Here is a 24,377-nt window from a genome sequence, read left to right on the forward strand (position 1 = left end):
CGTTACGACGATTTAACCGGGATATTTGGTCTTAACGATGTGAGTGGCGTAGGAATTAGTTTTGGACTTGACCGTATTTATTTGGTCTTAGAAGAATTAGAATTATTTCCAGAGGCTGTAAATAAAAACGTAAAAGTTTTGTTTATCAATTTTGGAGATACTGAAGCTTTATATAGTTTAAAGGCTATTCAGAAATTGAGAGCAGCAGGTATTAATGCTGAATTGTATCCTGACACAGCTAAAATGAAAAAGCAAATGAATCATGCTAATAAACGTGCGATTCCTTTTGTTGTTTTAGTAGGTGAGGAAGAAGTGAAATCTGAAGTATACACCTTAAAAGATATGATTAAAGGTGAACAGGATAAATTAGACCTTGATGCCCTTATAGCTGCCGTTAAATAATAATTAATAAAAGATAAGTATAACAGCTTATTAAGTTATATACATAAAAAGTCCCGAAATATTTCGGGACTTTTTGTGTTTAGCTATTTGAAGAAACGATTAATATTTAATACTAATCTTTTTAGTCGTACTACCTTTATCTGTTTCTACTTTTACAATGTAATTTCCTTCAGAAACGTATTTCACTGGAATCTTACTGGTGTTAGAGAATGTTGCATTTGTTGTATTCCACACGAGAACTGTCTGTCCTAAAGTGTTTATTAAATAGACTTGCTTAATGTTTATGTGACTAGGTGTTGCAATGTAAACCTCGTCTGTTTTACTCAAATAATTTACAGAAATATTACTTAATTCATTATCTACAATATCAAGTCTGCTATCTTCATTAAAAGCTAGGAAGTAGCGGTCTGAATAGTCACCTTGATCTAAATGCATTTGGTATTTAGAATTATTTATTTGTGTGTAAGTATCTGTATAACTATCGTAAATAAAGACATCTATATTGGTTTCAAAATTTTCTAAAGCATTTAAACTAATTTCAATGTTCCCATCTTTTCCAATAAATAGAGCTAAAGGATATTGCTTGGTTTCATCGAACTCGCCGACACCTTGAATAACATAAGTTTTATCTTTAATTAAAAATAGCATATCGCTAGATAGTGACTCAAAATTTGTAGCATCATAACCAAAGTCTACATCATCTGTTGCCGCATTATCAGGTGTAAACCCTAATAATAATTGTCTTGTTGCGTTATCAGGATTTTTAAAACTAAGTCTAATACGTTGAATATCATTAGTGCTTTCCTCGTTTGTTTCATCAGTTCTAAGGAATGTAGAACTACCACTAGCTTCGGTTTTAAAAATACGCTGACTGTTATTAAACATAATATTTCCTGTTTGTCCAGCTGTAATAAAGAATCCTTGCGCAACCGGAATGTAACGTTGAGGAATATAATTATCGGCATCTCCTGTTCCTGATATATCTTCTGGTGCTACAGCAGGATTTCCTCCAGTTAAGTTTAATGAGGCATAACCTCCTAAATATTCTTTAGCAACATGAGTATTATTTGTTGTGGATTGTTTCCAGAAGCGAATTTCTCCGTTGTTACCACCATCATCAAGCATATTTCGGTTATCGGTTATAAACGCATTTGCATCTATAGCTGAAGGATAAGGGTTACCAACTAAAGCATCATAACCAGCAGACACATTCACTAAATAATCTCCATTATTTGGCTGACCAATAAAGGTGTAATCGGCATTAGATGTTCCTTTCATTAAATACCCTAAACCAACATTAATATCATAATTTTCGTCAATCTTATGCCAATTTGCATAATCTGAAGTATAGTTTTCAAATAAATATAACCATCGCGTGCTAATAGAAGGTGGATTTCCAGGAGCTCCATCGTGGTTTGCTGTCCAACCAACAGGTGTATTACCCACATGTAATACTTCACTTAGCTTATAAGTTCTTTCGCTATCTGGACCTGTAGTACTTACAGGAGATGACCAATAGTTGTAGTTATACACATTCGTTGTTCCTTCTTGATCACGTAATAAACCACCTGTTCCGGTATAATCTACAATACTATTTTCTGATTGAATTAATTGCGCTTCGCCTTCAAGTTTAAGGTTACCATCTAATTTTAAATATTTAGACACGTAAAGCGGAGTATTATTTGGCACTGTTAAAGTGTTATCTTCAACAATTAGACCGAGTACGGTAGTTGTTTTGTCTAAAGTAATATTATTTTTAATTTTCACAATATTCCAAGTAATATCTCCAGAGTTTGGTAATTGATTCACATCAGCATTCATCCAAGCAGCAGCAGTATCCCAATCGGAGTCTCCATTACTTTCATATGGAAGTGGTGCGGTTTCCTGCTGTGTTGAAGTCATGTTTCTTAACACTCCAGACGTTGCTCCGTTAGCAGAGGCCAGCGTACCATTTGCAATATTTGATCCCATTTGGTAGTAGCCTACTAGATTTGTATTCCAATCTAAACTTCCAGTAATATCTACAGGAATTATAGAGCCTCTAACGTTACCTCCGTTATTTTGAATTTCTTGATTCATCATTTCTTGAATTTGTTGAGCCGATAATGCCGTATTCCAAATTCTTAATTCATCTAACCAACCATCAAAATAATTGGTAGGTAATAGAGAGGATTGTACAGCTCCTAAAAGCGCCAAACTTGTATTCGATTGTGGACCATCCCCGTTCTGAGACGTTTTAAGAACACCATCTATATATAGATTATAAGCAGACCCGTTATAGGTTACTGCAATATGATACCAACGGCTAGTTGATAAACCAGAAGCAGAAATGCTATTCCCGTTATTCCAATTGAATGCAATCGTGTTACCATTATTTATGGTTAAATCGTAACCAGAAGCAGCATTAGAAGCACTACGTTTTGAGAATAGTGTTTGTTGCCCTGTTGATGAATTTGGTTTCGCCCATATTTCAATACTAAAAGGACCATTTAAATTATATGCATTTCCAAAATTCACACTGGTATTTGTTCCATTAAAATCGAAATCAGTTCCTGTACATGCTGGAATATTTACAGCTACGGTAGTACTACTCTCCCCACAAAGCCCTTCATTTACAACAGTCCATGTTAACGTATAATCTGTTCCGCTTTCTCCAGTAAATGTTGCATTAGGGTCTGTAACATCAGAGAATACTCCGCCTAATGGTAACGCGGTCCATGTTCCTGAAATATTACTATTAGCTTGTAAAGTAACTGTTGTATCGTCGCAAGAATCAATCGTACTAACAAGACTCGCAGCTGCTTCAATAAATGGCTGAACAATTATATCGTAAGTTACAGGAGTTCCAGAACTACAACCTGTTGTAGATTTTGGTGTAATAGTATAGGTCACAGTTTTTGGAGAACTTGTAGTATTTGTTAATATATTACTTAAAGTAAATGTTGAATTTGCAGCTATACTACTCGAATTACCATTAGTTGCTCCTGTAACCCCAGAAGGTGTCGTTCGTGTCCAACTAAATTCCATTGGATTATCTGTAATATTTCCATTTACAATAATGTCTGCGCTAGAACCACTACAAATTTCAGCCTCTGCTGCGGTTACACTCAGAACTTTAGGAGTTGGGTAGATTTTTAAAGGAAACTCAATCGGGTCTGAATTACAGGAACCTGAAAAATTAGAGAATATAGGTGTTATGTATAAACTTGCTGTAACGGTAGCATTTGTATTATTTTTTAAAGTTGTAGATACCGTAGTACTTGTGGTGCTAGTAAACCAACCGGAATTTGTAGACCCATTAGTGCTTCCTGTTGCATTTGAAAAATATGTTGCATTTGATGACCAAGAGTAGTCGACATTAGAAAGGTTTGTATGGCGGATACTGACTTGTGGACTAATTGTAGCTCCGGGACAGTATGGAGTAGTGTTATTCGGAACATTACTAATTGTTGGGCTCCAAAAAGAACCACCAAACCCCCCAATTAAATTTATAACAACAGTATTACTAGTAATTGTATTATTACAAAAACTATCATTAACTATTAATTGATAATATCCTTCATTAGAATCACTAGGGCTATGGTTTAAACCAGTTCCAACATTTGTCCAAGAATCATTTGTTTCTTCTCTATATTGCCATTGGTAAGTATAATTTCCAGAACCACCAGATATAGCTTCGGTTATATATAAATCAGAAGGATCTTCTCCCCAACACACATCTTGATCATCTCCAATTACAGGTACTGTTAAAGGCGCATACACTTCTACAGTTGCAGTTGTGGTTGTACTACAGCCTTGTCTGGTTGCTGTTACTGTAAATGTTACGGTTTGAGTTTCTGTTGTTGAATTGGTTAACGTTCCAGAAATAGAACTTCCTGATCCAGACGACGCTACGCCGCTTACATTAGATGTGTTATCTCGTGTCCAACTGTAAGTTGTGTTATTGGTATTGTATGTATTACTAATAGCCATGGAGAAAGAACTTCCGTCGCAGACCATTTGTTCTTTAGGTGTTACTATAACTTGAGGTGTTGGTGTAACTCGAATTCGTATGTCTTCTATAACATTACTTTCACAACCATTTGCAACTGCCCAAGCTTTAATTCTAATAATCCTATTAGAAGAATGTGTACTTGTTAATATTCCTGAAATACTAGATCCTGTACCGCTTTCCATACCAGAAACAGTATTAATATTATCTGTACGTTCCCAATAGTACTCAACATTTTCGAGGTTATTATCGTTTAATATCGCTATCGGAGAAATCTCTGTGTCGCTGCAAACAACTTCATTTATATTAGGTCTAGAATCAGGATCTATCGAAATTACAAGTTGCGGATATACCGTAATAGTCGCTGTAGTGATGTCGCTAGTACAGCCATTAGCAGATGTTGTTATTGTAAACGTAGTAGTTTGCGGCGTATTAGTTGTATTCACTAGAGCTCCAAAAATAGTGTTAGCTGAACCATTTTCTAACCCTGTAATTCCTGTCGTATTATTACGGGTCCAACTATAAGTTATGCCAGAAATGTTATTAGGATTGCTAATAACAATAGGAGTGATGTCTTCTCCATAACAAATATCTTGTAATGTGTTAGTCGCTGAAACTGTAGGTGTAGGATTAACAATAACATCTATCATAAAAGGTTCTGAAATACAGCCGTATTCTGAATTTGCTGTAATTGTAAACGTGGTTGTTTGCGGTGAATTACTTGTGTTTGTTAAATTTACATTGATAGTATTACTATCTCCTGTTGCAGTTCCTGAAACACCTGATGTATTGTTTCTAGACCATATATATGTTAATGTTTTATCGACATTGTTTTCGTCTATTATTGTAATATCTGTGGTCTCACCAGAACATATTTCATCTGTAAATGTTGCACCTGGGTCTAAAATAAGTTCAGGTTTTGGATTCACCGTTACCGTTGCCGTAGTTACACTTGTACATCCGTTAGCAGTTGCTGTAATAGTAAACGTTGTTGTTTGTACAGTTCCTGTGGTATTGGTTAATGTTCCAGAAATCGGAGTTCCACTTCCGCTAGCACTTATACCTGTAATATTAGAAGTGTTATTACGTGTCCAAGTGTAAGAAATCCCACTTACACTATTATCATTTAAAATATTGATAGGAGAAATCGTGTCATCACTACACACCGTTTGACTTGGTTGATTTACTGAAATAATAGGTTCTGGATTCACCGTTACCGTTGCCGTAGTTTCACTTGTACATCCGTTAGCAGTTGCTATAATAGTAAACGTTGTTGTTTGTGCAGTTCCTGTGGTATTGGTTAATGTTCCAGAAATCGGAGTTCCACTTCCGCTAGCACTTATACCTGTAATATTAGAAGTGTTATTACGTGTCCAAGTGTAAGAAATCCCACTTACGCTATTATCATTTAAAATATTGATAGGAGAAATCGTGTCATCACTACACACCGTTTGACTTGGTTGATTTACTGAAATAACAGGTTCTGGATTCACTGTTACCGTTGCTGTAGTTTCACTTGTACATCCGTTAGCAGTTGCTGTAATAGTAAACGTTGTTGTTTGTACAGTTCCTGTGGTATTGGTTAACGTTCCTGAAATTGGCGTTCCACTTCCGTTAGCACTTATACCCGTTAGATTAGAGGTGTTATTACGTGTCCAAGTGTAAGAAATCCCACTTACACTATTATCATTTAAAATATTTATAGGAGAAATCGTGTCATCACTACACACCGTTTGACTTGGTTGATTTACTGAAATAAAAGGTTCTGGATTCACCGTTACAGTTGCTGTAGTTTCACTTGTACATCCGTTAGCAGTTGCTGTAATAGTAAAGGTCGTTGTTTGTACAGTTCCTGTGGTATTGGTTAACGTTCCTGAAATTGGCATTCCATTTCCACTAGCACTTATACCTGTAAGATTAGAGGTGTTATTGCGTGTCCAAGTGTAAGAAATCCCACTTACACTATTATCATTTAAAATATTGATAGGAGAAATCGTGTCATCACTACACACCGTTTGACTTGGTTGACTTACAGAAATAACAGGTTCTGGATTCACTGTTACCGTTGCTGTAGTTTCACTTGTACATCCGTTAGCAGTTGCTGTAATAGTAAACGTTGTTGTTTGTACAGTTCCTGTGGTATTGGTTAACGTTCCTGAAATTGGCGTTCCATTTCCACTAGCACTTATACCCGTAAGATTAGAGATGTTATTGCGTGTCCAAATGTAAGAAATCCCACTTACGCTATTATCATTTAAAATATTGATAGGAGAAATCGTGTCATCAGTACACACGGTCTGACTCGGTTGACTTACAGAAATAACAGGTTCTGGATTAACCGTTACAATATAATTTGCAGATAAAGGACCCGTTCCACAATCATTTTCTCCTTGTACTGTAATAGTACCAGATACAGCAGTTGAAATGTCGTAGTTGACTTCAATTGTATTTGTGCCAGCTCCAGAGATTATGCTTGCTCCTGTTGGTAAGCTCCAAATATAAGTGGTAGCATTCGTTATAGAAGGGACTGTATATTCCACATTCGTTTCTCCTTGACAGACTATATTTGTTCCCGTTATTGTTCCGGCAGCAAGAGGTAAAGGATCTACATTAATCGTTACAGACGTACAAGCAGTCGTATTACATGTTCCTTTATATCTCGCATAATAGGTTGTTGTAATTGTAGGAGAAACAACAAGATTGTTTCCTGATCCTGCAGGCGTTCCATCACAACTACCAGTGAACCACTCTACAGATGCATCTGTTCCTAAAGCTCCTCCAGAAACATTTAGTGTAGTAGAAGTTCCTTCGCAAATAGTTGAGGTGTTTGATGATGTAATTGTAGTTGGTGCAATAGATGCATCATTTAAGTTAATTTGTAATTCCGAAGCAGTAACACTTTTTCCACAGTCATTAACACCAACCACAGAAATTGTGAAATCAGATAAAGGTGTATTCGAAATATCTAAAGCAATAGCGTTGGTATTCGATGTACCGTTAAAAGTAGCAGAACCATTAGAAATTGTCCAGTTGTAAGATGTTGTATTAGATATACTAGGAATTGTATATTCTACCATAGTGTCTCCAGGACATACTACCAACGGTCCGCTTATATCTGTTGGGTTAGTAGGAACTGTATTAAATGATAGGGGCAAAGAAGTGCTCGCTCCAGTTCCACAGGCATTTACAGCTTCTACAGTGATAGCACCACTACTAGCAGTGTTAAAATCGACAGTAATTGAGTTGGTGCCAGCTCCAGAGACTATGCTTGCTCCTATAGGTAATGTCCAATTATAAGACGTTGTATCTAAAATGTTAGAAACCGTATAGGTCTCTGTAGCTCCAGAACAAATATCTGAAATTGGATTTATGAAGCTTGGAGCGCTTGGAACGTCTATGACGTTAACAGCAAGACTGGCCTGATTTGAAGTTCCTCCACATTCACCCTCACCATTAGCAACTACAGTTATGTTTCCTGAAGATGCATTTGTGTAATCTACAGTAATACTATTGGTAGAGGTTTCTAAAGTACCTGAACTAGGTGTTACACCATTAGGTAAAGTCCAAGTATAGCTAGTAGCATTGGTTACTTCAGGAACTGTATAAGTGATATTGTTTACGTTTTCACATAGCTCTTGTGGGCCAGAAATAGATCCTATAGAACTTCCATCTACAGAACCGCCTCTTGAAACTGTTACTTTAATACACGCTGTAGTGTTACAAGTCCCTTCATAATTAACATAATATGTTTTAGATTCTCCTTGATTTAAAGAGACTCCTAGGTCGTTTCCTTCTTTTAAATACGTACCATTACAGCTTCCCTCATACCATTTTGGTCTAGCATTATCACCTAAAACACCACCACTAACATTTAAATTTATATTATTATTACTACCCGTATGGTTGATACAAATAACAGAACCTATATAATCATTATTATCAAATCGTATGGTTGTTGGGACTTCAGACAGTCTTTTTATATCGATGGTTTTCTGTCTATCTTGACTTGTTTCAGTTTCATTATAAGCTACAACTTTAATATTGTTTTGTCCAGTTGGAGCTGTAGTTTCAATACTTACAGAAATACTAGTAGTTCCTTGTCCAGATGTTATTGTAACACCAGATGGTACTGTCCATGTGTATCCGGTTGCATTAGCAACAGGGTTAATAGAATAGTTTTCAGTAGTTCCAGGACAGATATCTCTGTTTCCTGTGATATTACCTGGCTGAGCTAATTGAATAGGTTTTAGTCCTCCATTAGTATTTAAAGTCTCCATAGTGTTATTCACTGCACTATAATTTTTTACAATAGGAGAGGAAGTTAATACAGTTGTTTTACCAAATACAGTATAAGAATTAAAGGTAAATAGACTACAAAAGAGTATAAATAATCCTGCGGAATGAATTGAAAAGCTTTTCCTTTTGCTTGTGAAAAAATGCGTTTGTTGTAAGAAATTTTGCAATGTAGAGTTATGCATGTTTGGTTAGGTATTGAGTTTGTTTAATAGGAATTTGAAATAATTGACAATTTTAAATGATGCAGTCCTCCTTAATAGAGACTAATTCATCTAGTTGTTACGAAATTATATCGGGTTTAATTGTGTGGTTCTTTGGAATACACTGAAATGAAATAGTATATCAAAAACAGTCTGCGCTGCTTCAATTAATTTAGACATTGAAGCGTGATTTGCTTTGTAAGTTAAAAGCAGTTCTATGTTAATAAATAACTGTGTAATATTGGCACGTAAAAATTGCATCATAAAATTTTAAATAATTATGAGTTAGTAAATTTTTGTATTCGCGCTATTAGTAAACACTTTAAAAGTGAGTAAAAGGGTATGATAAAAATAATAATAATATTCGGTAATAGACAAATTTAATCGATGAGTGGTTTTCTTGAAGTAAATGTTTTACAAAAAAATATGTTTTAATTACATTTTTTATTTAACGATTTAAGATTATTTCTAATAAATTATGCTTGAATTTAACTCAAAATTTATGAATTTATTTTCATGCAATTATGCGTTTCAGCTTTTAGAAATTATTGCAAATTTTTAGGCAGTGAGGTTCGCTTTAAATTCTATTGCAATAAAAAATGTACATTATTGTGATCATGGCACATAGTCTATTGTTTTAAAAAGAGAACTTAAATACATAGCATCTTAAAAAATACTATCTGAAGGAACAGTGTGTTTCAAATCTGAAAAACACAATGGTTTTAAAATTAAAAAAAGGTGTAATTAGAACTTTTAAAACCAAATTATTAACAACTTTAATAGTCAAAATTCAAATATTTAAAAAAATTTTTGAAATCAAAAGGTCATAAAATCGATGGAAAGGTAGGTATTTACAGCGCACGAGAGTCAAATATGGCAATGTTAGGTGTGTAAATAAGCACTTTTTTATAAAAATTTAGCTGTTTTACGGGTTTCAGTAAAATTTAAATAACTAGGTTTCATATATTTGGGCAGCTATTAGTTGGAGTAGTATTTACTACTTATTTATAAAGAGGCTGTTTGGGAGGGCAGCCTCTTTTTTTATGTCCTATTTTAAGGTCTTTAAAACTGAAATAATTTCTGATGGTTCTGCTCTATTTCGATAGTCTACATCTAAGAAATCGTATATAATTTCTCCATCTTCATTAATCACATAAGTTGCTGCTAGAGGTAGTTCATCACTATCATCTCCATTATAACTATGCATGTCAAAACTGTCTTGGTAGCGTTTAGCCACATCTTCTGTAAGTTTAAAAATAATACCGTAGTCTTTCCCTACTTTATTACCAACATCACTTAAAACTTCAAATTTTAGTTCGTTCTTTTCTGTAGTGTTCAAAGATTGGTCTGGTAACTCTGGAGTTAAAGCTAATAAGTTTGCACCTGCGGCCTGAAAATGACTTAATTCTTGTTGTAGTCTTTGTAATGTTAAGTTGCAATACGGACACCAACCACCACGATACCAAGTTAACACTACAGGTCCTTTTATAAGGTAATCACTTAAAGATACCGCTTTACCCATAGCATTTTGTAATGTGAAATTAGGTGCTAAGTCTCCAATATGTTTTGCTTTTTGAAGCACACCACTTTTTTCTACAGCGTCTAAGCCCTTAGCATACATGGTTTTTATTTCTTCAGGAGCTTTGGCATTAAAATCGTCTTTTTTGGCGTCTAATATACTTTGAAGCGATGGTGTTATATTTTCTGTCATTTTTCTTAATTATTTTATTCAAATTCAATTTAAATCAATCTGTTTTTTTCAAGTAAGATTGAAGTCTACATAGCAATACATAATTACTTGTATGAGGTATGTCGGAAGAATATTAAAAACTTGACATTAGATGTTACTCTAAATTATTTTAGAATATAATTAGTCGATTTAAAGCTTCTAAATACGTTTAAGATATTTCTAAATCTAGTTTGAAATGTACAGTAACTTCATCGTCTATTTTAATTAAACCTAATGCTTTCTTTGGGTTTTCTAAATTAAAATCTCTGATGTCTAAACTAATGTTTCCGTTAACAGTAAGATTTTGGTCTTGTGTAACAGATATCGGAATCTTATAGTGTTTAGTAACTCCAGCAATAACAAAATCGACTAGAGCGGTGGCGTTGTTGGATGCTTCATTATTATATTGTACTTCTTTTAATAAAATAGCTATTTCTGGATGGATTTCAGTTTTTAAAAGCGATCTAAAATCTTTATTAATCATGCGTTTACCGCAATCAAATTCTTTGTTTTCTAAAACCAGTTTAGCTTCTTTAAATATAATACTATGTTCTTTTGTAATGTAAGTGATAGGTGTTTTTTCGTTTAATGCAACCGAATTAAAAACACACGAAAAATCGGTGATATTTGTCTCTCCATAAATGGTAAGTGTACTGCTAGGTTTTATACTAATATCTGCCGTCTTTTTAGTATATATACCGATAAATGACAAGTTAATAATCACAATTAAGAAGAGAGTTATTTTTTTTAACATCATAATTAATTCTGTTTATAGTGTATTATAATTTTAATAGCGTAATTGTTTAAATATAAAATAAGTGTTAACCATTACTGAAGTATTGGATGTTATTAAATTTAAAAATATAAAAAAATCCTTACTAGTTACTGTAAGGATTTTTATGGAAAAATACAATCTAATAACAAGGTTTTAATCCACTTTTTTAAAGATTTATAAGATTTGAAAATTTATAAATGACACACCTTAAAACAGCTTCTTAAAACCTTTTTTTATAACTCTAAATTAGGATTAGAAACTAATTACAGCTTCAAACATTACACCATCAAATTTAGCATCTTCGTATTGTCCTGTGTATCCATCGTAAGACTGTGTAACGTATTCTAATTTAGCTAAGATATTTTTTGTCATAAACCAACCCATACTTGCTTGGAATCTTTCAATAGTAACATCATCTGTTCCGTCATATTGAGAATCAACAAGATTGTAACGTCCGCCTAAGTAAAAGTTTTCATTTTGTCCGAAACGGTAAATTAATTCTCCAGCATATTGTTGTGTTTCACCATCTAATGCTTCACTTGTAGTTGTTGCATTTGTAGTTCCTTGGTTCATTTCAATTGTTCCGAAAAATTCTAATCCTTTGTATTTTACAAAAGGGTTAATCATTACAGCAGTAATACTATTTTTAAAGCTTGGAGCGAAACGTCCAGATCTAAAGTTGTCGCTTTCTGCGCTTTCAGCTTGTAATACGTGGTAGTATCTAGACCCAGCTCTATCTGCGTTGTATAAATAAACACTTGGAATAAAACCTGTATTGTATAAAGATCCTGTTAAACGTACTCTTAAGTCACTGTTTAATTGTTTGTCGTATCCAAGTTTAGCTAAGAAAGACGCTCCACCAGATTTTCCGTTAGCATTTTCTTCAACAGATTGGTTTAATTTACCATTAGTAAAACCTACCATTCCAATAAAACCATCTCTTTGGTAGTACACTTCTGCACCAATTTCAGTAGTAAAAGAATCCATGATTAAGTTCCCTACAAATGGGTTGAAAATTGCTTGAGCATTATCAGATCTTCTAAAGTGTGCATCACCATAGTTGTTCTCCATTTGTCCAATTCTAATGGTTGTGTATTTCATGATGTCGTCTAAGAATCCTTCTTTAATAAAATCTAATTTATCTACTTGAAAAAATCCACCTTTTACATAAGGTTCGTTGTGGTGACGAGAAGATAAATACGTTCTTAAGTGCATTCTTACACCAGGAGCTAAAGCGACATCTAAATCTAAGTTTGCCGTAGGTAAGTTAAAGTTTGGTGTGATTCCTGCTAAAGCAACATCTCCAGAATTTTCATGATCCAAACCTTGAAATTGTAAAGCGAAAGATCCGCCCATTCTTACATGAAGATTATCGAAAGACGAAATAGTATCTTTAGGATCTTCAAAGACATTTACTCCTCTTTTATCAGGTTGTCTGTAGTTATCAATATTTCTACTGTCTTGTGCAAATGTGTTAGCTGTTGTCCCAACTAAGATTAATGCAATGAGTAATGTGTTTATATACGTTTTCATAATTTAATATTTTTTTGTTTGTAATAAGTCTAGTTATTGTAATACCGTATTAAAATCTATTTTTAGTTCATCTCCAGTTGTAATGGTTCCAAACATGGCTGTAGGTGGATCTATTTTAAATTGTGTCATTTTAAAAGTGTAAGATCCTTTTAGTTTTGCGTTGTTGTCTGTAAGAGTTAATGTGAAATTTAAAGGTATAGAATTTGTTGTTCCAGCTATGGTTAAGTTGCCAGTAGATTTTACATTGTAAACCCCATTCCCGTTTGCAGTGATAGCATTCACTTTTGTAAGTTTAAAATCTATGGTTTTGTACTTATCTGTATTTAAAGCTTTGTACGTGTTTTTGTTCATTCCAGATTTCCCACTCTCTAAGCTCTCTGCAATAACTTTAAAGTTAAGTGATGAAATTGATGGTGTTTCACCAGTGTTTTCTAAAATTATTTTACCACTTTGTTCTTCTGCTACAACTTCCCAATCGTGTAAACTAGACGTTCCAAATACGCTTAGTTTTGATGCTTCATTGTTCACCGAATAGGTCTGTGAAAAACCTACAGAAGTACATAAAAAAGTGAATAAAATAATTAGAATTTGGGAAACTTTTAATTGATGATTTTCAGTTTTCATAAGTTAAAAATTAGGGTTAATAGTTTGATTTAATTTAGCATAAAACAGATTGTGTTTTGTATGCTGATATTGATTTGTTTTGCAAAGATATGATGCAATTTTTGTAGAAAACAACTCCCAAACAGCTAGGGTTATTAGCCTAAAAAAGTGAAATAACGCTAAAGCGGTGTCAACGTTGGGATTAAAGACTCTTTTATCTCTTGATATTAACATAATTTTAACATATATTTAACAATAAGTGTGTTGCGATATATTCTGATTAACGTTTGTTATTTTGATTAATATGTAAAAAAATATGACTTTTGTCATGTTTAATTATAAATAAACTAAAAAAATGAAAATTATTATAAAATGGTGTTTATGTTATTTTAAGACTATTTTTGACCAATTTTAGTTAAAAATTTAGGTTAATTAGATGTCTGTTTTTGTCTGATAAATGTGTTTTTTTATGCCGTTGAAATAGACATAAAATGTTGTGTTTTTTTAATTCTAGAACATGTATTATAATTACTTTTTTTTGAGCTTATATGATTCTTGAAAAGCACCTAAAATGAACTTAAACTAGATTGATTTAATTATTAAACCATACAATAATTCGATAGACTTATATATTATTAATTCCGTATCTTGAACGTTATAAATTAAAAAACAAAAACACCAATGAATAAATTAGAACAGTATTCTGATGAAGAATGGAATAAAATCGCAGTATTGCCACAGTTGGTAGGAGCAATTATTGCGGCGGCAGAAAGTAGTGGATTAGTAGGCTCTACAAAAGAAATGATGGCAACAGCTAAAAGTTTTTTAGGTGCGAAAGAAAAATATCCTAATAATGCTTTAATTCAGGCCATAATCCCACAAACCAAAGATGTAGATGTTGTAATGGAAGATGTTTCTGAGGAAAAAACACGTTTTGAAAATAAAATTAAAGAATATGAAGTAAAAACTAAAGATGAATTAACTGCAAAAGTATTAGAAGACTGTAAGTCGGCTATGGTTATTTTAAAAGATAAAGAGTCTGAAGCTACTATTAGCGAATATACGACTTGGTTGTTAGAAATAGCTCAAAATGTAGCTAATGCAGGCACCGAAGGTGATTTCTTAGGTTTTGGAGGTGTTAAGTATAGTGATAATGAAAAAACGATAGTAGAGGCGTTGAAAGAAGCTTTAAGCTAATTTAGCGTTTTTAAATAGAAAGCGCGACTTATATATGTATAAGTCGCGCTTTTGATTTGTATAGAACTGATAATCTATTAATTTAATCGTGTAATTTTTGCTCCTATGGCACGTAAACGTTCGTCTATGTTTTCGTAACCACGATCTATTTGTTCAATATTATGAATTGTAGATGTGCCTTTGGCAGATAATGCTGCAATTAATAATGATACACCTGCACGAATATCTGGAGAGCTCATGGTTGTTGCTTTTAAACTCGATTTAAAATCGTGACCAATAACAGTTGCTCGGTGCGGATCGCAAAGAATTATTTTTGCACCCATATCAATTAATTTATCCACGAAGAATAAACGGCTTTCAAACATTTTTTGATGAATAAGCACACTTCCTCTTGCTTGTGTAGCAACTACTAAGATAATACTTAATAAGTCTGGAGTAAATCCAGGCCACGGAGCATCAGAAATAGTAAGGATAGAACCGTCAATAAAGTTCTGAATTTCATAACCCTCTGTATGTGCTGGAATATGTATATCGTCTCCTTGTTGTTCAACGGTGATACCTAGTTTTCTAAAAACGTTAGGGATTAATCCTAAATCGTTCCAACTCACATTTTTAATGGTTAGCTCGCTTTTAGTCATCGCTGCTAACCCAATCCAACTTCCAATTTCAATCATATCTGGAAGCATACGGTGTTCAGTTCCGCCTAATTCATCTACACCATCAATAATTAACATGTTAGACCCTATACCGCTAATTTTAGCACCCATACGGTTTAACATTTTACAAAGTTGTTGTAAATACGGTTCGCATGCAGCGTTATATATTGTGGTACGACCTTCTGCTAAAACGGCTGCCATTACAATATTTGCTGTTCCGGTAACCGATGCTTCATCGAGAAGCATATAGGCTCCTTTTAGTTTTTTAGCTTCAACACCATAAAAATGGTCTTCTTTATTGTATCTAAAAGAGGCGCCTAGATTTATAAACCCTTCAAAGTGGGTGTCTAATCTACGACGACCAATTTTATCTCCACCTGGTTTTGGAATATAACCTTTACCAAAGCGAGCTAAAAGGGGGCCAACAATCATGATGGAACCACGGAGTCCTTTTCCGTCTTGTTTAAAAGCTTCAGATTCTAAATATTTTAAATTTACGTCGTCTGCTTTAAACGTATAAGAACCTTTTTCTAATTTATTAATTTTTACGCCTAATTTGCGTAAGAGGTCTATAAGTTTATTAACATCAACAATATCTGGAATGTTGTTAATTGTAATTTCTTCTGCAGTTAAAAGTACTGCACATAAAATTTGTAAAGCTTCGTTTTTCGCGCCTTGAGGTTGGATGCTACCTTTTAATTGGTGTTGTCCTTCTATAATAAATGTAGCCATAGCTATTAGTAGCGTTTTCTATTACGGTTAGAATTTGTATTTGTGTTCTTTTTATAAGTCTTTTTGGTATTCGAAGACGAGTTGTATTTCTTTTTATTACGCAATAAACTGGTTGCATCAGAAAGATCTTCGTCTGTATTTTTTAAATTTATTTTACCGTCAGACAGCTCGTATAAATGATTAAAAATAACATTATCGTCTACCGTGTCTTTATTCCAATTTAAAAAACACTTTTTCATGTGGTTGGCAATACTGTAAATTAGGGCTTCTTTAAGATCGCCTTCTTCCCAAGTATTTGCAACATCAATCATGGTTTTAATATTGTTCCCGTAGAAACGATATTTAGGAAAATTTTGAGGATAATCTAAAGAATCTGGCTTTTTTTCTAATAACTCTTTATCTGGAACTCCGTAAGGCGAGTCTACATCTAATTCGAAATTAGCAATGATAAAAAGCTGATCCCAGAGTTTATGCTGAAAATCGGGAACGTCTCTTAAATGAGGTTGTAAATTTCCCATTACAGCAATTATAGCGTGAGCTTCTTTGTTCCTGTCGTCTCTATTTTCAATGGTTTTGGCATGATTAACCATTTTTTGAAGATGTCTTCCGTATTCAGGAATAATCAAATGTTCACGCTCGGTGTTGTATTCTATGTTATCTATCAAAATATAAGTGTAGTATTAAAATGTGCATGAAGTTATTATGCCCTCGCAAAATACAAAAAAATATTAAAGACTTATAACGCCTTCAATGTTTTCTGTAACTTCTTTATATTTTTCTATAACGGTTTCAGGATCTTTTAATTTTACACTTATAGAAATACTAGTGTATTTTCCGTTTTTAGAAGGTTGTGTGCTAATTACTGCACCCAAATCGTTAAATATACCTTCAATTTCTGCAATTTTTTTAGGATCAGATTTTACAATAAACTTGTATAAATATTCAGAAGGCCATACCGTAGTATCGTATAATTGTGTCTTTAATTTATCGTAAAATTCGTTAGGATTTTCTGCTTTACTCATAATTATTTTTTAAGTTGCTAATATACTATTTCATTAGCATTTTTTATTTCTGATTAAAATCACGAATTTTACAGCCAAAACCTTGCCAAATTGAACACGAAGAAAATTGTTATAACAGGAGGACCTGGAACAGGAAAATCATCGATAATACATGAATTACAAAAAAAAGGGTACTCATGTTTAGAGGAAATATCTAGGCAAGTAACCTTGCAGGCCAGAGAAGACGGGGTAGAGCAGATGTTTTTAACAGAACCTTTGTTATTTAGTGAACGTCTTTTAAAAGGAAGAGAGTCTCAGTTTTATGAAGCGAATACCATTGTAAAACCTTACGTTTTTATTGATCGCGGTGTGCACGACGTTTTGGCATATATGGATTTTATTGGAGATGTATATCCGGAAACCTTTAAAAATGTTTGCGATTCTTTAGCTTACGATCATATTTTTATATTAAAACCATGGAAAGAAATTTATAAAAGCGATACAGTGCGTTACGAAAGTTTCGAACAAGCTTTAAAAATTCATGAGTGCTTAGTAAACACTTACGAAGGGTTTAATTATACTTTAATTGATGTGCCTTTTGATACGGTTGAAAATAGAGCCGATTATATTTTAAATGAAATACAATCGCTGTAATGCAGCATCCAGTAAAAATACTTGAACGCTATTGGAATTTTACTGAATTTCGTCCGTTTCAAGAAGAAGCCATTCAGGCTGCTATAGACGGTGAAGATGTTTTTGTATTGATGCCCACTGGAGGCGGAAAATCTATGTGTTTTCAAATTCCTGCATTAGCTAAAGATGGTATTTGTATTGTAATTTCGCCATTAGTGGCACTTATGAAAAACCAAGTGCAGGTGCTTCAAGATAAAGGCATAAAAGCGATGGCACTTACTAGCGGACTTTCATACAGTCAGTTAGATACCATGTTAGATAACTGCATTTATGGAAAATATAAATTCTTATATATTTCTCCAGAACGCCTACAACAAGAGCTTGTACAAGAACGTATTAGACAAATGAATGTAAACCTTATCGCTATAGATGAGGCGCATTGTATTTCGCAATGGGGAAACGATTTTAGACCCGCTTATAAAAACATTACCACTTTACGCGAGTTACATCCAACAGTAAACTGTATGGCTTTAACAGCCTCGGCAACGCCTTTAGTGGTTGAAGATATAGTCTCTGAATTGGACTTTATTCAGCCTAAAGTATTTAAACAGTCGTTTTTTAGGCCTAATTTAGCCTATATGGTGTTTCATGAAGATGATAAATATTATAGGATAGAAACCATTTTAAAAAAATATACAGCATCTTCTATTATATATGTGCGCAGTCGGAAACTGACTCTAGAAATTGCTAATTTTTTAGAATCTAAAGGTATAAAAGCTTCTTCATTCCATGGCGGATTAAGTAATCATGAAAAAGATGAACGTTTAAACGATTGGTTGGCTAACAAAATTCAGGTTATGGTAGCGACTAATGCGTTTGGGATGGGCATAGATAAACCCGATGTTAAAACCGTTATTCACTTAAATTTACCCGATAGTTTAGAAAGTTATTTTCAAGAAGCTGGACGTGCAGGACGAAATGGGGACAAAGCATTTGCTGTTATTTTAAAGAATAAAAGTGATGATTTGTTGGTTAAAAATCAGTTTTTAGATGTTTTGCCTAACATCAGTTTTATAAAACAAGTCTACAGAAAATTATCAAATTATTGTCAGATTTCATACGGAGAAGGCGCTTTAACCACTCACGATTTTAATTTCAATCAGTTTTGTAAAGCATATAAGTTTAATGGAATATTGGCTTTTAATGCGCTTCAAATATTAGATAGAACGAGTATTATTACACTTTCTAAGCAATTTCAAAATAAAACTCTGGTACAGTTTGTTGTATCTAATAAATCGTTATTTCATTATTTAGATACTCATAATGAATTACAACTTATAGTAAAATCGTTACTAAGAACCTATGGCGGTATTTTTGAACATGCTACTAAAATAAACACCACTTTGGTTTCAGACAAAGCGTCTATACAAGAGCATGTGCTTTTACGTGCTTTAGAGACTTTAGCAAAAGATGAAATTATTACCTTACAGCAAACCAAAACAGATGCTCAAGTGACGTTTTTAGAACCTCGAGAAGACGATAAAACAATAAATAGAATAGCGTCTATTATAGAGCAACAAAATAATTTAAAACAAAAGCAAGTACAAAGTGTTTTAGATTATGTGAATAATGATAGTGTTTGTAAAACGGTTCAATTATTAAACTACTTTGGAGAAAAAGAGGCCAAACCTTGTGGGGTGTGTTCGGTTTGTATTGGAGCTGTAAAACCATCTAAGTCACCAAAGACAGTAGATTTTACATCCATAAGAAAACAAATCATCACACATTTAGAGCACGGGCATTTATCCTCTAGAGATTTAGCAAATGCCGTACATTGTACAGAAGCAGATGTATTAAGTGTGCTTAAATTATTATTAGAACATCAAATTGTCGCAGTTACAAAAACAAATACATATAAATTATATCACACTTAAAATTTAGTTTTAAGCAGATGTTATTTCAAAATATATAACAAAATGAAAACATTAAACATTGTATTCATGGGAACGCCAGATTTTGCTGTTTCCACTTTAAAAACATTAGTAGAGCATAACTATAATATTGTCGGGGTTATTACAGCTCCAGATAAACCTGCAGGTCGCGGACGAAAATTAAACGAAAGTGCGGTAAAGCAATATGCAGTGTCTCAAGATTTAAAAGTGTTGCAACCTACAAATTTAAAAGATGAAGCTTTTTTGGCTGAGTTGAAAGCATTGAATGCCAATTTAAATATTGTTGTGGCATTTAGAATGTTGCCAAAGGTGGTTTGGAACATGCCAGAATTGGGAACGTTTAATTTACATGCATCATTACTTCCAAATTACAGAGGTGCTGCGCCTATTAATTGGGCAATAATTAATGGAGAAACTAAAACGGGAGTCTCTACATTCTTTATAGATGAAGAAATTGATACAGGAGAAATGATTCTGCAAGAAGAAATTGAAATTGAAGCGAACGAAAATGCTGGACAATTACACGATAAGTTAATGCATTTAGGAAGCGAATTGGTTTTAAAAACGGTAAAGCAAATTGAAGCAGAAGCGGTTAAAACCTCACCTCAAATTGAAAATTCTGATTTAAAAACAGCTTATAAATTAAATAGGGATAATTGTAAAATAGATTGGTCAGCAGATATACAGGCCATTCATAATAAAATCCGTGGTTTAAGTCCATATCCTGCAGCATGGTGTGTGTTACAAAACGGAGATGATGCTTTAGATGTTAAAATTTATGAGGCGACTATGGAATTAGAATCTCATGAATTTGAAACTGGAACGATTCAGAATACTAAAAAAGAAATTAAGGTAGCTGTTAAGGGCGGATTTATAAATATTCATTTTATGAAACTTCCAGGAAAGCGAAATATGCAAGCAAAAGACCTATTAAATGGTTACGAATTTAAAAGTGAAGCAAAAATGCTGTAAACCCGTATCATAGCTCATTTTTGGAATAAATCGATGAAATGCACATTCGTTATTAACAAAAGTTCGAAGTTATTAACAAATACGCGTATTTCCCTTGCTATTACTTGCTCGGTTGACTAATAGGTATAAATTTGTATTGGATTTAAAAGTTTAACCAACGATTTATTAATTAATTAAATTTAAAATTATGAACAAAACAGATTTAATCGATGCAATGGCAGAACAAGCAGGAATTTCAAAAGCTGCAGCTAAAAAAGCATTAGAATGTGCACTTACTGAAATAGGAGGAGCTTTAAAAGAAGGAAAAAGAGTATCTTTAGTAGGATTTGGTTCTTTTTCAGTGTCTGAAAGAGCAGCAAGAGAAGGAAGAAACCCTCAAACAGGAAAAACAATCCAAATTGCAGCTAAAAATGTAGTAAAGTTTAAAGCTGGATCTGAATTATCAGGTGCTGTAAACTAATCATTTACTCCATACATATTATTTAAAGCCTTCTATTTTAGAAGGCTTTTTTTATTATATTTTCATCAAATATTGGATTTTAACAAAAATAATATTAGATTTAGTTATAAATTCCTATGAAATATGATTACAATTAAACCAAAAAAAGGTAGTTTGTTAATCGCAGAACCATCAATTATAGGAGATGTATCTTTTAATCGATCAATAGTTCTACTAGCAGATTACACCAATGAAGGTTCTATAGGTTTTATTTTAAATAAACCTTTGGATTATACAATTAAAGACCTAATTCCTGAAATTGACGCTAACTTTAAAGTTTACAACGGGGGACCTGTAGAGCAGGATAATTTGTACTTTATACATAAAGTACCAGATTTAATTCCAGACAGTATTGAGATTTCTTTAGGTATTTTCTGGGGAGGCGATTTTAATGTCGTGGCAGATCTTATTGCTAATAACCAAATTGAAGAAAAAGATATTAGATTTTTCTTAGGGTATTCTGGATGGGACAGCAATCAGTTAGACGAAGAATTAAGTGTTAACTCTTGGGTTGTTACCGAAAATGTATACCAAAATACGATTATAGAGAAAAATTACGAATCGTTTTGGAAAGAAAAAATGCTAGAGTTTGGTGGCGAATATAGTATTTGGTCTAATGCACCCGAAAACCCTAGTTATAATTAATTTAATCTCATTTTTACATTCAATTTCTGAATCAGTGATTTAGAAACCGTATTCGTAAAATTCTTTTTACGATATTTTGTTACGGGTTGTATTCCCACAATAGTATTACTTATAAAAATTTCGTCTGCTTTTTGCAATTCAAATGCAGATATAGATGCCTCTACAAGCTCATATTCAGGCATAGTTTTAATAATGCCCAAAAGTTGTGTGCGCATTACACCTTTTAAACAACCGTCGCTTAAAGGGGCTGTTTTAATCGTATTTCCTTTTACAACAAATACATTCCCATTTAATGCTTCAATTACATTTTTGTTGGTGTTTAATGTTAAACAATTTTGTAAATTATTTTCTTTCGCAAAAATGCTTCCTACAACATGTAACGCTTTGTTATTGGTCTTTAAGGTAGACAATAGGCTAGGAGAGATGTAATAATCTTTAAATAAATCAACTTCGTAAGTGGCTTCAGAAATCATGTAGAAATCGTCTGCCAAAGGTTTAACATCTATAATAAAAGAGATATCGTTTGTTTCTGGTAAATATAGTCCGCCTTCGTTTCTGTAAACTGTAAGTTTTACACGTGCAGAAGCTGCAGCTAAATGATTTGCTTCAAGCGTATTTTTAATTTCATCTTCAAGAAACTCCATGTTAAAGTGCATAGGGATTTCCATACGTAAAATACGCATAGATGCCATTAAACGGAAATAGTGATCTTCCCAAAATAGAATTTTTCCGTATGAGGTTTTAATGGTTTCAAATAAGGCATCACCATAAGCAAAACCTCTATTGTTAGACTTTAAAACTGTATTGTTCTCTTGAATTGTACCGTTAAAATTAATCATAAAAAATGCCCGAATAGTTTCGGGCAAATATACTTTAAAATATATAAAAAACGTTTATGCTGAGCCTAAGACATGCTTTAAATCTGAAATTTGATTTTCCCAAAGCATTTTAGTTTCGCTAACTTCATCTTCATCAGAAAAGTCTACAATTATAAGTGACACATCCTTAGTGATTTCGTCTACTTGAATACGAAGTTCGAAGAAATAAGGTTCGTCTTCGTCATGTAACCATTTGAATTTAATACGTTCACCACTTTTTTTACTTAATACTTTAGCTTGTTCTTCTGCACCGTCCCAAATAAATTTATAAAGTTCACCTCTAGAATTTACATTGTCAGCAAACCATTCAGATAATCCAGAAGGAGTAGAAATATATTGGTATAATAGGGCTGGAGAGGCGTGAATTGGGAATTCAAGTTCAAATTTTATTTTATCTTCCATGTGTTAATTCAAAAATTATTGGGCTCAATATATACATTAATTAGATACTTTCTTGATAAATTAAATAAAAAATAACTTTTATTAAAAAATGTTTGTACATATTGAAAATGTTGTTATATTTGCACCCTCAAAATATGGCGAGGTAGCTCAGTTGGTTAGAGCGTTGGATTCATAACCCAGAGGTCACGAGTTCAAATCTCGTTCTCGCTACTAGAATTATAATAGGCTTCACAGAAATGTGAAGCCTATTTTGTTTGTGTATAATAGAGTGAATAAAATGAAATTAGTATTGCTTTTGCATGCTTATTTATTTTGATTTTAATAGGCATGATTTGAGGTTAATAATTTATCAAAAAAATGAGGGAGTTCGCACAGTTAAACGATATAACAAGGCTAGGTTCCCGCTTCTGCTACTTTTGGAGATTAGTTGTTGGCTTAATAGCCACAGACAGATCTTATTATAAATGTTCCAAAATCAAGTGTGATTGTAGCAATAAGACCTACTAACTATGCTTATAGGTTAAGTTATAAAACTCCAATTTTTAGAATTATGTAACTTACTTTATCACTAAAACGTAAGTATTGAAACTATAATTTAATACCTGTTTTTGATTAGAGACAGTAAAGTAGTTTTGTAATCCGTTTAATTAATTATTTACAATAAATTTGTCGAATAATACTATTTTTTTATTACAATAAGATTCTAAATAATCTAGGCTATGACGTAGTGTTGATACCAATCTATCGAAGGAATTTGGTTTCACTAAATAGAGATTCGCGCCATTATTTTGTAATTGATCTATCACTGAACTATCTATAGTACTAGAGTAAATAAAAATAGGAATATTTTGAAGTTTTATTTCGTTCTTGATGTCACTTAAACACTCTATGCCATTCATCAATGGCATGTTTAGATCTAAATAAATGGCTTGTGGAAGCGGATTGTTTTCATTTAAAAGATTGTCCATTAAAGTCACCCCATTGTCAAAACTAATGACATTTATATCGGAAATGATAGTATCAAAAGCCTCTTGAAAAAACGTGCGGTCAGTTTCATCATCATCAGCTAAATATAGTAACAATTGTTCCTGAAACATAGCTATTAAATTTAAGGTCGTCTTCCCGCTATAATATTATATAAAATTGCTATTACTGCAATTACTAAAAGAATATGTATTAAACTCCCTGTTGCCATTCCTGCTATAACACCAAAGAAACCTAAAATCCAACCGATAATACATATCACTGCTACTAACCAAAGTATACTTCTCATAATTCAAG

Annotated in this window: 20 protein-coding genes and 1 tRNA gene; 8 read left to right on the top strand and 13 right to left on the bottom strand. The window is 33.0% G+C overall.

The window, feature by feature from the left end; translation table 11 throughout:
• Positions 1 to 402, top strand: a 402-nt coding sequence (locus AST99_RS16520) for a His/Gly/Thr/Pro-type tRNA ligase C-terminal domain-containing protein (RefSeq protein WP_262487299.1), incomplete at its 5' end; no start/stop codon positions are given.
• A gap of 99 nt (positions 403 to 501) precedes the next feature.
• On the opposite strand, the gene AST99_RS16525 is transcribed toward AST99_RS16520, so the two are convergent.
• The 6 genes from AST99_RS16525 to AST99_RS16545 all read right to left on the bottom strand — a co-directional run bounded on the left by AST99_RS16525 (position 502) and on the right by AST99_RS16545 (position 13,550).
• Positions 502 to 8,670 carry a PKD-like domain-containing protein gene (locus tag AST99_RS16525; protein ID WP_057783675.1) on the bottom strand — a complete coding sequence of 2,723 codons (8,169 nt, stop codon included), beginning with the start codon at positions 8,668 to 8,670 and terminating at the stop codon, positions 502 to 504.
• A gap of 306 nt (positions 8,671 to 8,976) precedes the next feature.
• Positions 8,977 to 9,153, bottom strand: a complete 177-nt coding sequence (locus AST99_RS18640; protein WP_157486436.1) for a hypothetical protein — start codon at positions 9,151 to 9,153, stop codon at positions 8,977 to 8,979.
• 784 nt (positions 9,154 to 9,937) lie between these two features.
• The gene (locus AST99_RS16530; protein WP_057783677.1) at positions 9,938 to 10,600 is read right to left on the bottom strand and encodes a peroxiredoxin-like family protein; all 663 of its coding nucleotides are present in this window, start codon (positions 10,598 to 10,600) and stop codon (positions 9,938 to 9,940) included.
• Positions 10,601 to 10,787: 187 nt separating this feature from the next.
• Positions 10,788 to 11,375 (bottom strand): YceI family protein, encoded by a 588-nt coding sequence (locus tag AST99_RS16535; RefSeq protein WP_057783679.1) that lies wholly within the window; start codon positions 11,373 to 11,375, stop codon positions 10,788 to 10,790.
• Positions 11,376 to 11,645: 270 nt separating this feature from the next.
• Entirely contained in the window at positions 11,646 to 12,926 is a 1,281-nt protein-coding gene (locus tag AST99_RS16540) for a hypothetical protein (RefSeq protein ID WP_057783682.1), read from the bottom strand.
• 33 nt (positions 12,927 to 12,959) lie between these two features.
• Positions 12,960 to 13,550: a YceI family protein gene (locus AST99_RS16545; RefSeq protein WP_057783685.1), complete on the bottom strand. Its 591-nt coding sequence runs from the start codon at positions 13,548 to 13,550 to the stop codon at positions 12,960 to 12,962.
• 660 nt (positions 13,551 to 14,210) lie between these two features.
• Here AST99_RS16545 and AST99_RS16550 point away from each other — a divergent pair.
• On the top strand, positions 14,211 to 14,726 hold the full coding sequence (locus AST99_RS16550; protein WP_057783687.1) for a hypothetical protein: 516 nt from the start codon (positions 14,211 to 14,213) through the stop codon (positions 14,724 to 14,726).
• Between the two features lie 77 nt (positions 14,727 to 14,803).
• On the opposite strand, the gene murA is transcribed toward AST99_RS16550, so the two are convergent.
• The 3 genes from murA to AST99_RS16565 all read right to left on the bottom strand — a co-directional run bounded on the left by murA (position 14,804) and on the right by AST99_RS16565 (position 17,136).
• Positions 14,804 to 16,114, bottom strand: coding sequence for a UDP-N-acetylglucosamine 1-carboxyvinyltransferase (gene murA / locus AST99_RS16555; RefSeq protein ID WP_057783689.1), 1,311 nt, complete (start codon positions 16,112 to 16,114; stop codon positions 14,804 to 14,806).
• A 5-nt stretch (positions 16,115 to 16,119) separates the two neighbouring features.
• Complete coding sequence (locus AST99_RS16560; RefSeq protein WP_057783691.1) at positions 16,120 to 16,779, bottom strand: DUF4290 domain-containing protein; 660 nt, start codon at positions 16,777 to 16,779, stop codon at positions 16,120 to 16,122.
• A gap of 63 nt (positions 16,780 to 16,842) precedes the next feature.
• Positions 16,843 to 17,136, bottom strand: coding sequence for a DUF493 family protein (locus AST99_RS16565; RefSeq protein ID WP_057783693.1), 294 nt, complete (start codon positions 17,134 to 17,136; stop codon positions 16,843 to 16,845).
• Positions 17,137 to 17,226: 90 nt separating this feature from the next.
• Between AST99_RS16565 and AST99_RS16570 the strand changes: the two genes are divergently transcribed.
• The 5 genes from AST99_RS16570 (at position 17,227) to AST99_RS16590 (ending at position 21,816) form a co-directional block, all read left to right on the top strand.
• Positions 17,227 to 17,769, top strand: a complete 543-nt coding sequence (locus tag AST99_RS16570) for an AAA family ATPase (protein ID WP_057783695.1) — start codon at positions 17,227 to 17,229, stop codon at positions 17,767 to 17,769.
• Positions 17,769 to 19,682: a RecQ family ATP-dependent DNA helicase gene (locus tag AST99_RS16575; RefSeq protein WP_057783696.1), complete on the top strand. Its 1,914-nt coding sequence runs from the start codon at positions 17,769 to 17,771 to the stop codon at positions 19,680 to 19,682. Before AST99_RS16570 ends, AST99_RS16575 begins: the two co-directional genes overlap by 1 nt.
• Before the next feature lie 42 nt (positions 19,683 to 19,724).
• The gene (gene fmt / locus AST99_RS16580) at positions 19,725 to 20,672 is read left to right on the top strand and encodes a methionyl-tRNA formyltransferase (protein ID WP_057783698.1); all 948 of its coding nucleotides are present in this window, start codon (positions 19,725 to 19,727) and stop codon (positions 20,670 to 20,672) included.
• A gap of 187 nt (positions 20,673 to 20,859) precedes the next feature.
• Positions 20,860 to 21,132, top strand: coding sequence for an HU family DNA-binding protein (locus AST99_RS16585; protein WP_057783700.1), 273 nt, complete (start codon positions 20,860 to 20,862; stop codon positions 21,130 to 21,132).
• 123 nt (positions 21,133 to 21,255) lie between these two features.
• Positions 21,256 to 21,816 carry a YqgE/AlgH family protein gene (locus tag AST99_RS16590; protein ID WP_057783701.1) on the top strand — a complete coding sequence of 187 codons (561 nt, stop codon included), beginning with the start codon at positions 21,256 to 21,258 and terminating at the stop codon, positions 21,814 to 21,816.
• On the opposite strand, the gene AST99_RS16595 is transcribed toward AST99_RS16590, so the two are convergent.
• Together AST99_RS16595 and AST99_RS16600 are read right to left on the bottom strand one after the other, a co-directional pair.
• Positions 21,813 to 22,655 carry an aminotransferase class IV gene (locus AST99_RS16595; RefSeq protein WP_057783703.1) on the bottom strand — a complete coding sequence of 281 codons (843 nt, stop codon included), beginning with the start codon at positions 22,653 to 22,655 and terminating at the stop codon, positions 21,813 to 21,815. The genes AST99_RS16590 and AST99_RS16595 overlap by 4 nt on opposite strands.
• A gap of 54 nt (positions 22,656 to 22,709) precedes the next feature.
• Positions 22,710 to 23,096 (bottom strand): START-like domain-containing protein, encoded by a 387-nt coding sequence (locus AST99_RS16600; RefSeq protein WP_057783705.1) that lies wholly within the window; start codon positions 23,094 to 23,096, stop codon positions 22,710 to 22,712.
• A gap of 136 nt (positions 23,097 to 23,232) precedes the next feature.
• Between AST99_RS16600 and AST99_RS16605 the strand changes: the two genes are divergently transcribed.
• A tRNA-Met gene (locus AST99_RS16605) sits at positions 23,233 to 23,306 on the top strand.
• A gap of 437 nt (positions 23,307 to 23,743) precedes the next feature.
• Here the strand turns inward: AST99_RS16605 and AST99_RS16610 are convergent.
• Both AST99_RS16610 and AST99_RS18645 read right to left on the bottom strand, forming a co-directional pair.
• Positions 23,744 to 24,193: a response regulator gene (locus tag AST99_RS16610; protein WP_057783707.1), complete on the bottom strand. Its 450-nt coding sequence runs from the start codon at positions 24,191 to 24,193 to the stop codon at positions 23,744 to 23,746.
• 11 nt (positions 24,194 to 24,204) lie between these two features.
• On the bottom strand, positions 24,205 to 24,369 hold the full coding sequence (locus AST99_RS18645; RefSeq protein ID WP_057783709.1) for a lmo0937 family membrane protein: 165 nt from the start codon (positions 24,367 to 24,369) through the stop codon (positions 24,205 to 24,207).
• Positions 24,370 to 24,377 lie beyond the last annotated feature (8 nt).

Origin of the sequence: Formosa algae (assembly GCF_001439665.1) — a bacterium.
Taxonomy (GTDB): Bacteria; Bacteroidota; Bacteroidia; order Flavobacteriales; family Flavobacteriaceae; genus Formosa; species Formosa algae.

Excerpts from the sequence above, each read along its gene's own strand:
- AST99_RS16600 (WP_057783705.1), bottom strand. The coding sequence starts at position 23,096 with ATGGAAGATAAAATAAAATTTGAACTTGAATTCCCAATTCACGCCTCT.
- AST99_RS16590 (WP_057783701.1), top strand. The coding sequence starts at position 21,256 with ATGATTACAATTAAACCAAAAAAAGGTAGTTTGTTAATCGCAGAACCA.
- AST99_RS16575 (WP_057783696.1), top strand. The coding sequence starts at position 17,769 with ATGCAGCATCCAGTAAAAATACTTGAACGCTATTGGAATTTTACTGAA.
- murA (WP_057783689.1), bottom strand. The coding sequence starts at position 16,114 with ATGGCTACATTTATTATAGAAGGACAACACCAATTAAAAGGTAGCATC.
- AST99_RS16540 (WP_057783682.1), bottom strand. The coding sequence starts at position 12,926 with ATGAAAACGTATATAAACACATTACTCATTGCATTAATCTTAGTTGGG.
- AST99_RS16565 (WP_057783693.1), bottom strand. The coding sequence starts at position 17,136 with ATGAGTAAAGCAGAAAATCCTAACGAATTTTACGATAAATTAAAGACA.
- fmt (WP_057783698.1), top strand. The coding sequence starts at position 19,725 with ATGAAAACATTAAACATTGTATTCATGGGAACGCCAGATTTTGCTGTT.
- AST99_RS18645 (WP_057783709.1), bottom strand. The coding sequence starts at position 24,369 with ATGAGAAGTATACTTTGGTTAGTAGCAGTGATATGTATTATCGGTTGG.
- AST99_RS16585 (WP_057783700.1), top strand. The coding sequence starts at position 20,860 with ATGAACAAAACAGATTTAATCGATGCAATGGCAGAACAAGCAGGAATT.
- AST99_RS16550 (WP_057783687.1), top strand. The coding sequence starts at position 14,211 with ATGAATAAATTAGAACAGTATTCTGATGAAGAATGGAATAAAATCGCA.
- AST99_RS16545 (WP_057783685.1), bottom strand. The coding sequence starts at position 13,550 with ATGAAAACTGAAAATCATCAATTAAAAGTTTCCCAAATTCTAATTATT.
- AST99_RS16610 (WP_057783707.1), bottom strand. The coding sequence starts at position 24,193 with ATGTTTCAGGAACAATTGTTACTATATTTAGCTGATGATGATGAAACT.
- AST99_RS18640 (WP_157486436.1), bottom strand. The coding sequence starts at position 9,153 with ATGATGCAATTTTTACGTGCCAATATTACACAGTTATTTATTAACATA.
- AST99_RS16535 (WP_057783679.1), bottom strand. The coding sequence starts at position 11,375 with ATGATGTTAAAAAAAATAACTCTCTTCTTAATTGTGATTATTAACTTG.
- AST99_RS16525 (WP_057783675.1), bottom strand. The coding sequence starts at position 8,670 with ATGGAGACTTTAAATACTAATGGAGGACTAAAACCTATTCAATTAGCT.
- AST99_RS16595 (WP_057783703.1), bottom strand. The coding sequence starts at position 22,655 with ATGATTAATTTTAACGGTACAATTCAAGAGAACAATACAGTTTTAAAG.
- AST99_RS16530 (WP_057783677.1), bottom strand. The coding sequence starts at position 10,600 with ATGACAGAAAATATAACACCATCGCTTCAAAGTATATTAGACGCCAAA.